This is a genomic window from Segatella buccae ATCC 33574, from assembly GCF_000184945.1.
Lineage (GTDB): Bacteria > Bacteroidota > Bacteroidia > Bacteroidales > Bacteroidaceae > Prevotella > Prevotella buccae.
Genome location: NZ_GL586311.1, coordinates 423,838 through 436,264, shown reverse-complemented (window position 1 = coordinate 436,264; position 12,427 = coordinate 423,838). Strand labels below are relative to the sequence as shown.

Genomic DNA, 12,427 nt, shown 5'->3' with positions numbered 1-12,427 from the left:
GGAGCCACGCCAGATTAGAAGTTGTAGTAGAAACCGAAGGTCACGTTGTTGCCATCGAGATCCACGCCCCAAGCATTGCTGCTCTTGGCACCATCGTAGTCGGGCTTGCTGGTTTTCCAACCGAGGAAGCCTACATGGGCAACGAAGCTGAACTTGCTGCTGAGGTTAACGGCCACACCGGGCTTCAAACCTACGTTCCATACGTCAACAGAAGTAGAGAGGGGGTCGCCTGCGTGGTTGTAGTGTGTGTAACCGAAACCACCGTCCATAAACACGTTGACGAACTTGGAGTGAACGAAAGTGTAGCGGGCATAGGGAGCCACGGTGAGATAGTTGGAGCTTTCGCCTTCAATCTCGACGGGAGTGCCCTTACCGAAACCTACGGTTGTGCCAAGCGCCCAATCCTTGTTGAGGTTGTAGCCAATCTCGGGGAGAACGGCATAGGTGGTAACACTTTCGCCACCTTTAACCTTAGAACTTGCAACACCGAAGTTGCCACCTACATAAACTTGTGCGTTAGCACTTACAGCAACTAAAGCAGTTGCAACTACAGTCATCAAAAACTTTTTCATAAATTCCTTTTTAAAATAGTTCTTAATTATTCAGTCCTTTTACGGACTGATATTCCTGAATCCGCTGCAAAGTTATGTTGTTTTTTTGTTTTGGGGAAATAATTTAACAGTTATTTTTAGTCTCTTTTGTTCTTTTTCATGTCCGGAAAGCCTCCTTTTTCTCTGCAAAAGTTTATTAACTGTCTGAAAACCAAGTTGTTGTGGAGTACGTTCGGATTGCCTGTCATCACCATTTGCCTGCGTGCCCGGGTGATGGCCACATTGAGTTTGCGGTCGATGATGTGCCCGTTTTCCACGAAACTGCTGGCTGTGAGGAACTCCATTTGCCAGCGATTCTGTATGGTGAACGAGTAGATGATGACATCGCGCTGGCTTCCCTGATAGCGCTCCACGGTGTCGATGCTCACGCGTTCCAGTCCCGGTAGGCCGAGTCGCTCCATGCGTTTGCGTATCATGGCTATCTGGTTGCGATAGGGCACGATGACACCCACCGTCTTGTCCGGGTCGAACCGGTCGCCGTAGTAGGCATAGACACGCTGCAGCACTTCGCACACGGTGTCGGCCTCGCGTATATTCACCTTTTCCGACACGTTGGGTTGCCTGCAAAATTCTGAAGGGATGAACACCATGCGGTGGGAAAGCAGCAGGTCGTCAAGGTCCGAGCGGCCGGCATAGCGGGCGACGACAGCAGGCGGATAGAGGGCCGTCTCTTTCTGATGGGGGCAGGGTACGGGCTCCAGATGCTCGTCGTGATAGAACATGCGGTTGGGAAATTCGGCCACGTCCGGGTGCATGCGTCCCTGTCGGCGCAAGATGCCGACGAATGCTTCGCGCCCCTCGTGGCGTTCCCAGCGCAGCAGACGCTCAAAAAGCGAGTTGCGGCAGTTGTCCAAACAGATGTCTCGGAGCGACTGTTCGGCTACGGCCGACTCTTTCTCCGACTGTTGCACCACGGCCGGCAGCTGCTTGTGGTCGCCTATGAGGATGAATTTCGGGCGGCGAAGTCGGCTGCCGTCTGTCGCCTGTCCGCCATCTTCCGCCGGTCTGTCGGCCAACATGGCCAGCAGACCAATGATGTTGGGTTCCAATATCTGGCCTGCTTCGTCGATGATGGCAAGGTCGAAGCGTTTCAAGTCGAAGATGTAGGGCCGCGAGGCTATCATTGATGTGGTGCCCACGATGACGTTGGTGGCAGTCAGCCGGTGACGCATGTCGTCGAGCCGCGGGTGCTCGGCTATGGCTTTGCCGATGAGATGAGGGCGGAAACGGGTGTCGCACGAGAACTCATTGCCTATGCGCAGGAAGTCGATGCCGGCCCCGATGAGCATGTCGCAAATCTCGTCAACGGCGCGGTTGGTGTACGACAAGAGTAGCAGCGAGGTGTTGCTTGTCCCGTCGCCGGCCCGATGGGAGGCCAGTGCCTCCTCCACCATGAAGCGCAGCGCACGGCTGGTCTTGCCTGTCCCCGGCGGGCCCACGAGCAGAAAGTAGTCGCTTGCCTGTTTGGCACGCAGCAAAATGTCGTCGAGTGTGGCGTCGTAAGGGCGTGTGAGTTGCCGGCTCGGGTCGCTCTCCGGTGCGCGCCGGCCCAGTAGCAGGTCTTTGAATGCCTCACCTGCGGCTGCAAATCGGTGTAGGGCTTTGATTTGTGAAGCCGCTCCGATGTCGCTGGTGCCATGCTCTATAGCGAAGAGCGGAGCTCCCGTGTGCTCCGCCGGCAGTCCCGGCAGTGCGTCGATGGCTTCCTCGCGTTGCTGTCCGTCGTTCAGGTGTACTACGATCCGGTCGGTGCGTATCTCCTCCAACACACCTTTATATAATATGGCGTGCCTCACGTCCGGTTCCCGTTCCGGCTGCCGGGGGTGGTCCGCTGACTCACCAGGAGCGTAGGCATAGAGGTAGACCATGTCTCCCACGCGGAAGTTGGGCAGGAAGTCTTCCTCCTGTTCGGGCACGCTCAGGGTTACGGTGTCATACCCGTTGTAGTCGCTGCTGCGCTCTTTGCGCATGATGCGCAGGCCGGTGTAGATGTTTCCCGTGTCCCGCTTTTCGGCCAAGGGCATTCCCCACAAGTCGCTGCTGCTCGTGTTGGTGCCCTCTTGGCTGCCCACCTTGCCTATTAGTTGTTCGCGCACCACAAAGGTCATCATGCGGTTGAAGTAGTCGCGTTGTAGTGGCGTGAGCCGGTGGAGTGGTGCCGTCAGCTCTTCGAGCGGCGGGCGCAGGTAGGTGTTGTAGAAGAAGTCGGTCGCCCCATTCACGTTGAGCGTCTCGGGAGTCAGTTCTCCGACATATCTTCCGAAGCCCTTGCGGGCTATGTCGAAGTGCATGGCCACCAGCCGGTTGCGGTAGGCGATGGCTTCAAGGAAGAGCCGGTGGTAGTAGGCCACCACCATCAGCCCGTCTTTAGGCGGATATTTGGAGTAGAGCAAGCGTATGTCCACCGTGTTTGTGCCGAGTCGGAAGTTGTAGCGCAGCACCCCGTAGTAGAGTAGCAACTGCACGTAGTGCGGTTCGAGTTGGTAGCTGTGATAGGCGATGTTGGGCCGCCCCCGCTCGATGTTCATGTTGCGGCCCGACTTCTGTTCCGCCAGCAGGCGCATGTCAGTCGTCATCAAGTCCACCCGCCCCTGTATGCCCAAGGCCTCACACACGAACGAAGGTTCGAGCAGGGCCATGCCCCGTTCCTCCCCGGTGGGGGCAAGATTGTCCGTGCTCCCGTTGCCGTGGCCGAAGAGTATGTCCACCACCCGTTGCAGATTGCCCGCTTGCACAAGGGCATCGGCGTAGAACTTTTGGGCGTTGAAGTCGCGGCAGGTGGTAAATTCGAGGGCCTTCTCGCGGAAGTTGCTCCGCACGGTGTCGTTCATGTTGTAGTCTCCACGGCTGTTCACGATGTCGTCGAGGGCCGCTCCGGCAAAGTTTCCGAGCAGTGTAGCCTGCGTGTTGACCCGCGGTTTCATCTGGTTGAGCAGGTAGAGCATCGGGTGGTGACCATACTCGGCGAAGCAGGCCGCTATGCTGCTGATGTCGATGAGGAAGTCGGGTTCCACCACGATGATGCGTGCCGTGAGCATTCGTTGCCCCCGGCCTTCCCCGGAAGCCCGCCCCCCGCTGTCGGCCCTTGTCTCTGTCTCGATATGGCAGTCGAGCAGATTGAGCTGTGTGCCCTTGCGGATGATGCCGGTGAGGTAGCTGTGGTCAGTGCCGTCGGTCTCGTTGCGCAGTCTTACGGCATATTGTTCACCGCCCGTCTCCCCATCCGGGGTGGCGTAGAGGCAGTTGTCGTCCCAACCGTCCACCACGCAGCGCACCTGCCGGCTGTTGATTTCCTGCCCCGTTTGGTGCGGGCGATGAGTGTGAGGGATGATTTCGGTAAGCCCCGAGGGAATGTCCTTGCCCATCACGGCACTCACGAAGATGCTCAGTGCGCGCCCGTCGTAGAGCAGTTCTTCGCGCGCCAAGGGCTCGCTGCCGTTGCTATGGCGGCGCATGGTTTGTATGTCGGCCTTGTCACTTACCCCCACACGGTGTCGTTTGCAAAGAAAGTCCACCTGCGAAAAGAGGTTTCCGAACGACTGCTCTGTGTCTCTCACGCCCTCGTGACAGCACAGCACCAGCACCTCGTGCATCATGCTGTTGCGCGTGGCCGGCTGTAGGTCTGTGGCGGTCAGCAGTTCCCTGATGCGCCCGAATAGTTCGTCTGCAGTGATATTCTGTGCCATAACGTTGCAAAGTTACGAAAAAAATCCATGCCGCAAAACTAACGACCGTTGCGAAAAGAAAGAAGCTTATCGTTCAGCGGCAAACTGCGTTTATCTCTGAATGAGTTGTTGGACAGATAAATTCGCCTAATCCTCATCATTCGCTGACAAAGATAAAAATGTGTCGGCGAATTTAACGAATTGAGCGAATGAAGGATATGGGCGGATAAATTCGTTTGATCCGCATCATTCGCCGACTAAAAAACATATAACCCGAAGACTGCTAAGATGGAGGAAAGGCCTTATATTTCTCATTCTTTGCTTTGAAGTGGTGTGGGGAGACAGGGGCGTATAAACCATGAGCGGTGTCCTAAATTCCTGTACTTCTTATCCTCACTCCTCACTTTCAACGCCTTTTTGCATAGAATCTCAATATTTTTTCTTACCTTTGTGCGCTTTCACCTTCCGGGAGGGAGGTCTTTCGGGCGTTATATGGTCTGCGCTTTCAGTCGCGGAGTATGTGGCGTGTCCATCGGTTGCGATGGAAAAAGAGTGACTAATAATTATAATAAGGTATCATGGACAAAAAAGAACTCATGCGCAGGGCCATCGTCCTGAGCGAAGAAAGTGTGAAACACGGGGGCGGCCCGTTTGGTGCCGTCATTGCAAGAAACGGCGAAATTGTCGCCGAGGCATCCAACAGCGTGACCATCGACCACGACCCCACGGCCCATGCCGAGGTCAACGCCATACGCAAGGCTACTTCCAAATTGCAGAACTTCGACCTTGAAGGGTGCGAAATCTACACCTCCTGCGAACCGTGCCCGATGTGTCTCGGAGCCATTTATTGGGCACATCTCGACAAAATCTATTATGCCAACGACCGTAAGGATGCTGCCAAAATCGGTTTCGACGACGACTTTATCTATCAGGAGATAGGTCTCAAGCCCGCCGACAGGCACAAGCCGATGGAGATCCTTTTGCGCGACGAGGCACTCAAGGCCTTCCGGATGTGGGACGAGAGCACCGAGAAGACGGAGTATTAAGCATTTTATGTACGAGAAAAACAGTTGTGATAGCAGGGCCCCGAAAGCCCTGCTATTTATGTTTGCGGAAGGGGGATTCCGGGGCATGGTGATGCCGGATAGCAAAAAAGCAGGAATGATGATAAATTATTCGGAAGAAATTCGTAATTTTGTAGCCGACTTTATAGGTAGAACAAAAAGATGGATAGACTGCCCAAAGACCCGATGATTCTTTTCAGCACGGTGAATATGCTGCTCCGTGATGACTATCGCTCGCTCGACGATCTCTGCGACGATATGAATGTAGATCGCAATGCACTGGAAACGAAGCTGGCGGCCGTCGGTTTCGAATACAGCGAAAAGAACAATAAATTCTGGTAAGACCAACCCGAAAGAGCGTCCCGCCATGCCATCGGCGAGACGCTCTTTCTCTATTTTCGGCCCCCGGCCTCAGGAAATGGCGGGGGAGACCATCTTTAAGTATCGGAAACGTTATAACAAGTAAAAGTGTAGACAATGGCGAATTTAAGATTTGAGGTTGTGGCCGAAGCGTTCAGAAAACGCCCGTTGGAGGTGGAAGTCCCCAAGGAGCGTCCTTCAGAGTTTTTCGGGAAATATGTGTTCAACCGCTCCAAGATGTACAAGTATCTGCCTGCCGACGTGTATGAGAAGCTGGTAGACGTGATGGACAATGGCACCCGCCTCGACCGTTCGATAGCCGATGCCGTGGCGGCCGGCATGAAGCAATGGGCCGAGGAAAACGGCGTGACCCACTACACCCACTGGTTTCAACCATTGACCGAGGGCACGGCCGAGAAGCACGATGCCTTTGTGGAGCACGACGGCAAGGGAGGAATGATCGAAGACTTCTCCGGCAAACTGCTTGTGCAACAGGAGCCCGATGCCAGTTCGTTTCCCAACGGCGGCATACGCAACACTTTCGAGGCGCGGGGCTACTCGGCCTGGGATCCGACATCGCCCGTGTTCATCATCGACGACACACTCTGCATCCCCACCATCTTCATCTCCTATACCGGTGAGGCACTCGACTACAAGGCTCCGCTGCTGCGCTCGCTCCACGCCGTGAACGTGGCCGCCACCGAGGTGTGTCACTATTTCGACAAGAATGTGAAGAAGGTGCAGACCAACTTGGGGTGGGAACAGGAATATTTCCTCGTTGACGAGAGCCTCTATTCGGCTCGCCCCGACCTCATGCTCACCGGCCGCACGCTCATGGGGCACGACTCAGCCAAGAACCAACAGATGGACGACCACTACTTTGGCACCATTCCCGAGCGTGTGCAGGCGTTCATGAAAGATCTCGAAATACAAGCCCTCGAACTGGGTATCCCTTGTAAGACGCGCCACAACGAGGTGGCCCCCAACCAGTTTGAACTGGCCCCGATCTACGAGGAGTGCAATCTGGCCGTCGACCACAACATGTTGCTCATGAGTCTGATGAAGAAAGTGGCCCACCGGCACAGCTTCCGCGTGTTGCTGCACGAGAAGCCGTTTGATGGTGTCAACGGGTCGGGCAAGCACAACAACTGGTCGCTGACCACTGACACGGGCGTGCTGCTCCATGCCGCAGGAAAGACCCCCGAGGCCAATCTGCGCTTCGTGGTGTTCATCGTGGAGACACTGATGGCCGTCTATCGCCACAACGGACTGCTCAAGGCCTCGGTGATGAGTGCCACCAACGACCATCGGCTCGGGGCCAACGAGGCTCCGCCGGCCATCATCTCCAGCTTCTTGGGCAAGCAGCTCACCGACCTGCTCAACCACATCGAGAAGGCTGACAAGGACGAACTCTTCACCGTGGCCGGAAAGAAAGGTATGGAACTCGACATTCCTGAGATTCCCGAACTGATGATTGACAACACCGACCGCAACCGCACGTCGCCTTTCGCCTTCACGGGCAACCGCTTCGAGTTTCGTGCCGTGGGCTCTGAGGCTAACTGTGCCAGTGCGCTCATCGTGCTCAACTCGGCTATGGCCGAAGCTCTCACCGACTTCAAGCGGCGCGTGGATGCGCTCATCGCCGGCGGTGAAGACCGGACGAGTGCCATCATCGACATCATCCGGGAAGACATCAAGACCTGTCGTCCCATCCGCTTCGACGGCAACGGCTACAGCGACGAGTGGAAGGCCGAAGCCCGTGAGCGGGGACTCGACTGCGAGGCCAGCTGTCCCGTGTGCTTCGATCGCTATCTCGATGCTGAGAGCATCCGCATGTTCGAGTCTACGGGCGTGATGAAAGAGAACGAACTCCGCGCCCGCAACGAGGTGAAATGGGAAACCTACACCAAGAAGATACAGATAGAGGCGCGCGTGATGGGCGACCTCACGATGAATCATGTCATTCCCGTGGCCACTCACTACCAGAGCAGATTGGCCAAGAATGTAGAGGGCATGTTCAACATCTTCGGCCGTGAGGAGGGTGCCCGGCTCACGGCACGCAACGTGAAAATCATTCGCGAGATAGCCGAGCGCACCGAGAAGATAGAGACGGGCGTGGAAGAACTCGTCAATGCCCGCAAAAAGGCCAACCGCATAGAGAGCGAGCGCGAAAAGGCAGTGGCCTACCACGACATCGTGGCCCCGAAGATGGAGGAGATTCGCTACCAGATAGACAAGCTCGAACTCATGGTGGCCGACGAACTCTGGACGCTCCCGAAATACCGCGAACTGCTGTTCATCAGGTGATAACAGTATATAACTTTTCCATTCTGTGCGGCTACATCGTTTACATTTATACACTTTTGTGAAAGCTGTTTGGCTCTTTGCCGGGCTGCTCTGTCTCTTTGTAGGGGGGCGGGATGAATCTCACACACAGGCGGTCTTGGCTCGTGCCGATAATCTCATAAAAAACTTATTCTGATTTTAGAGATTTAGTGGAAGATGTTGATGTCACGGATGATAAAACAGGCGAGATTAATGCTGATTTTAGAATGAGGGATAGCCGTGATTTAGCCGTTCAGAAGGCTATGTGTGAAGATGATTATATGATAGATGTTAGGGATTGCAGTTTCTACCCAATAGCAGGCACGGTCGTTGGCTTTTTTACAGGTGGGGGGACTATAGCTATGGGATATGCAGCTTATGGCTATTGTCTATATTCTGCAAGAAAATCATATAGCAGATGTATGAGAAGGATAAGATAATTTTTGTATAAAATAAACATTTAAGGCAAGAGTTCCATTAAAAAGTGATGGAACTCTTGCAATATGAAATAAAGTTATGATTTGATTTTATGCTTAATAAAATGATTTCTTTAAAGAAAAACTTACTGTTCCTCTCTTTGTTACAAGACAAGGTGTTGTTCACGATTATAAGTTTATTGACTTTTTTGGGGATAGGGCTTTGTGTCGGTCAGGCTATAAGATATAGCCAACATGGTGGACAATGGTGGTTTGAGACAATCACGTCCAACACCCAACTCTTTCTCGTTTTTTCTTTAATTACGGTGTGTCTTGCCGGACGCAGGATCTGCATACGAAAGGGTCGTGGATATGAATGTCAAGATGAAGGGAAGATACCTGCAAGGCATCTTATTCTTGACAAATTTTACTTCATCTTTGCTTATTGTACTCTCATTGCCATATTACTATTTCCTATCATGATGTACTATGGTTTTTCCCTGATTCAGCTGTTGGCAACCTATCTGTATTGTATAGGGGTTGTTAACGTCTGTACGTTTCCCATTGTGGTATGTCGGGAAAAAGAGCGTCTTAGTGACTTCGAAATGGTCAATTTTTCACTTTTCAAGCAAGTGATTTCTTATATTGTGCTGCTATTAGCCATCGGAGTATATTGGGTTGTTGATGAATGGTCTGGCAAATGGAATATTCATATTGCTGTAATAGTCCTTTCATGTTTGGGGGTAACCGCCCTCCTCCTGCACCGTTTTTTTGTTCAATTGGTAGTGAGGATGTATGCAAAAGATTAAGATTGTATTTATTCTTATTGGTATATTGAGTCTACTTTTATTTCTATTCTATTATATTATATTATGGTAAGGGTAAAGATACAGGTAATACTCCTCTTTATAGCATGATAAAAGATGAAAATTGGGAATGGAAATTTATATTTAAAGAAAAGAAGAAGATTCTTCTTCACCAATATAAAGATACCATAACTACATTTTTTGATTATTATAATTATACGGACAAAGTACAGCTAATAGATACAATAAAGACTAGTTGTGGGTGTACAAAAGTTAGATATCCACACAAGCCAATACGGGTAGGTGAAAAGGGAAAAATATTTATTTCTATTGATGTTACAAATGATAGCGGTTATTTTGGCAAAACAATAGCTGTATATTTCCATGAACAAAAACCGATTATGTTGAGAGTGTTAGGAAAAAAGGAATACAGAGAGACTCGCATTGACAATTAAGTACATATATTCTTACATGTGCAAATGCTTCCTACGTAATATCCACCTGCTTCACTTTCTTGCCTATCGGACGTTTCTTCGCAGGTGGTGACTAATATGTGTTTCTGTCCTTTCTTAAAAATTCTTTGAAATTTATAGGAAGAAGGAGCCTTGATAAAAAGACATTTTAAGTCAATCTGTAGTCTATCTTTATGAAGTGAGCCCCGATAAGCGGACAAGCGCCTATCGAGGCTCACTCTATGTTACTGCCTCCTTTTTGCGAGTTGGATAATGCTCTTTCGGGGAAGGCTACTTCAACTCGAATGCTTTTTTCAACCGCAAGTTGTCGGAAGAGTTGCCTATCAGGGCCTCGAACATTCCGGGCTCCGATTTCCATGCCCCCGTTGCCTCGTCGTAGAAACTCAGTGCGTCGTTGCCGATGGTGATGCTCACCTCCTTGCTTTCGCCCGGCTGACAGAACACTTTCTTGAATCCTTTCAGTTCTTTGTAGGGACGGTCTACCGAAGCCTTTACGTCGTGAATGTAGAGTTGGATGGTTTCGGCCCCGGCGCGCTTGCCCGTATTTTTCACATTGACGGTGAAGGTGATGCTGTCAGTTGCGGTCAAGGCGGCTTTGTCGGCACGCAGGTTGGACAGTTCAAACGAGGTGTAACTCAACCCGTGACCGAAGGCAAAGAGCGGACGTGTGTGTTCCTTGTCGGCCCAGCGATAGCCCACGTAGACGCCCTCTTTGTACTCCTCATCGATGATGTTGTGAGGGTCGGACGGCCCTTTGGCCGCATTCCGCCATGTGCCCGGATAGGTGTCAAGTGCGTGGGCACCCACTTCCTTGAGCGAGGAGGGCCAAGTGAACGGCATTTTCCCGCTCGGATTGGCGTCTCCCGTGAGGATGGCCGCAAGTGCTTCACCGGCTTCCGAACCGATGAACCAGCCTTGCACAATGGCCGGCACCTGCTCTTTCCACGGCATGGCCACGGCATTGCCCGAGATATTGACATAGACGAAGTTCTTGTTGGCCTTGGCCAACGCCTCGATGAGGCGGTCTTGTGCGTAGGGCAGTTCGTAAGCCTTGCGGTCGTGCCCCTCACAATCCTGATAGTCGCTTTTGTTCAATCCCCCGAACATCACCACATAGTCGGCTCCCCGGGCCTTCCTTACGGCCTCGGCTATCAGCTCGTCGGCCGACCGGTTGTCTTCGAGCTGTTGTCCGGTGCTCACACCATTGTAATCGCCGGTGACATCGCCCACATACCCACGGGCATAGTCTACCGCGATGCCGTCTCCCAACCGTGCCTTCAGACCCTCAAAGGGAGAAATCTCCCGCTGCACTTTCAGCGACGAACTGCCGCCCCCGACAGTCATCATCTTGATGGCATTCTCGCCCACCACAAGCACACGTTTGGCCTTTGCCGTGTTGATGGGCAACACCCCGCGCTTGTTTTGGAGCAGCACGATGCCTTCTTCCGCAATCTGCCGGGCAGCCTGATAATGGTCGTCGGAACAGAGGAAACCATGCGGACGGTTGGGATTCATCGTCGTGCGATAGTAGAGTCGGAGCACGCGCCGCACCTTGTCGTCAAGTTCTTTCGTGGTGTATTTGCCCTCTTTGATGCCTTTCAGATAGGGGTTGGCAAGGTAGTAGTTGTCGTAGGCATTGCTGGCCCCCATCGTCAGCCCATTGGTCCAAGACCCGAACTCCATGTCGAGTCCGTTCCTTACGGCCTGCTCCGTGTCGTGGGCTCCTCCCCAGTCGCTCACCACCACGCCGTCAAACTTCCAGTCACCTTTCAGTATCTTGTTGAGTGTCCATTGGTTATGGCAGTTGTGCTCGTCCTTGTAGAGGTTGTAGGCCCCCATGATGGCCCATGCCTTGCCTTGTTCCACAGCCGCCTTGAAGGCCGGAAGATAGATTTCATGCAGGGCACGGTCGCTGATGATGACATTCACCTGATGGCGGTATTCCTCGTCGTTGTTGAGACAGTAGTGCTTCACACAGGCCGCCACGCCCTTCGATTGCAGCCCTTGGATGTAGGGCACCACCATCGTGGAAGCCAAGTAAGGGTCTTCTCCCATATACTCGAAGTTGCGTCCGTTGAGTGGTGTGCGATAGATGTTGACACCCGGGCCGAGAATCATGTTCTTGTTTCGGTAGCGTGCCTCCTCGCCCAGACTCTCGCCATAGAGGCGACTCATCCGGGGATTCCACGATGCAGCAAGACAGGTGAGTGCCGGAAAGGCCACGCAGGAGTCGTTGGTCTGTCCTGCCTGTTCCCATTCGTCCCACAACACGTCGGGGCGCACACCGTGGGGGCCGTCGTCAGTCCAGAAGTCGGGGAAACCCAAGCGGGGAACGCCTGCCGCCGAAAACTTGCTCTGGGCATGGATGATGCGAATCTTCTCCTGAAGCGTCATTCTGCCGATGGCATCGTCAATGCGCTGCTCCATCGGTTTTGTCTCGTCCAGATAGAGCGGCAGCGACTGCTGCGCCTGTGCCGCCATCGTCGTGGATAGTGACAGCACACATGATAGTATCAAATGTTTCATCCTGTAGGTTTTATATCATTGAGTTATATAGATTGTCCTTTCAGGTTTAGGCAGGAATATTTCGTCTCTGCAAAATTACTAAAATATAGATATAAAAATGACTCTTTAGAGTGAAAATGTGGATAAAACAGGAAGAAGCATGTTTGTAAATGATTGATATATAAAGTCATGGATAGAAAAT

Annotated in this window: 9 protein-coding genes; 6 read left to right on the top strand and 3 right to left on the bottom strand. The window is 52.6% G+C overall.

Going from position 1 to position 12,427, the window contains the following annotated elements; translation table 11 throughout:
* Positions 1-14: 14 nt before the first annotated feature.
* Both HMPREF6485_RS01730 and HMPREF6485_RS01725 read right to left on the bottom strand, forming a co-directional pair.
* Positions 15-572, bottom strand: coding sequence for an outer membrane beta-barrel protein (locus HMPREF6485_RS01730; protein ID WP_004344250.1), 558 nt, complete (start codon positions 570-572; stop codon positions 15-17).
* Positions 573-688: 116 nt separating this feature from the next.
* A complete protein-coding gene (locus tag HMPREF6485_RS01725) occupies positions 689-4,297 on the bottom strand; it encodes a DEAD/DEAH box helicase (RefSeq protein ID WP_004344249.1) in 3,609 nt (1,202 codons plus the stop codon).
* Positions 4,298-4,854: 557 nt separating this feature from the next.
* Between HMPREF6485_RS01725 and HMPREF6485_RS01720 the strand changes: the two genes are divergently transcribed.
* The 6 genes from HMPREF6485_RS01720 (at position 4,855) to HMPREF6485_RS01700 (ending at position 9,702) form a co-directional block, all read left to right on the top strand.
* The gene (locus HMPREF6485_RS01720) at positions 4,855-5,322 is read left to right on the top strand and encodes a nucleoside deaminase (protein WP_004341527.1); all 468 of its coding nucleotides are present in this window, start codon (positions 4,855-4,857) and stop codon (positions 5,320-5,322) included.
* A gap of 180 nt (positions 5,323-5,502) precedes the next feature.
* A complete protein-coding gene (locus tag HMPREF6485_RS01715) occupies positions 5,503-5,682 on the top strand; it encodes a DUF4250 domain-containing protein (RefSeq protein WP_004344247.1) in 180 nt (59 codons plus the stop codon).
* 135 nt (positions 5,683-5,817) lie between these two features.
* The gene (locus HMPREF6485_RS01710) at positions 5,818-8,007 is read left to right on the top strand and encodes a glutamine synthetase III family protein (protein ID WP_004341525.1); all 2,190 of its coding nucleotides are present in this window, start codon (positions 5,818-5,820) and stop codon (positions 8,005-8,007) included.
* A gap of 188 nt (positions 8,008-8,195) precedes the next feature.
* Positions 8,196-8,465: a hypothetical protein gene (locus HMPREF6485_RS13920; protein WP_155814377.1), complete on the top strand. Its 270-nt coding sequence runs from the start codon at positions 8,196-8,198 to the stop codon at positions 8,463-8,465.
* A 101-nt stretch (positions 8,466-8,566) separates the two neighbouring features.
* The gene (locus tag HMPREF6485_RS01705) at positions 8,567-9,250 is read left to right on the top strand and encodes a hypothetical protein (protein WP_155814376.1); all 684 of its coding nucleotides are present in this window, start codon (positions 8,567-8,569) and stop codon (positions 9,248-9,250) included.
* Positions 9,251-9,354: 104 nt separating this feature from the next.
* A complete protein-coding gene (locus HMPREF6485_RS01700) occupies positions 9,355-9,702 on the top strand; it encodes a DUF1573 domain-containing protein (RefSeq protein ID WP_004344244.1) in 348 nt (115 codons plus the stop codon).
* Between the two features lie 288 nt (positions 9,703-9,990).
* On the opposite strand, the gene HMPREF6485_RS01695 is transcribed toward HMPREF6485_RS01700, so the two are convergent.
* The gene (locus tag HMPREF6485_RS01695) at positions 9,991-12,246 is read right to left on the bottom strand and encodes a glycoside hydrolase family 3 C-terminal domain-containing protein (protein WP_004344243.1); all 2,256 of its coding nucleotides are present in this window, start codon (positions 12,244-12,246) and stop codon (positions 9,991-9,993) included.
* Positions 12,247-12,427: the final 181 nt, after the last annotated feature.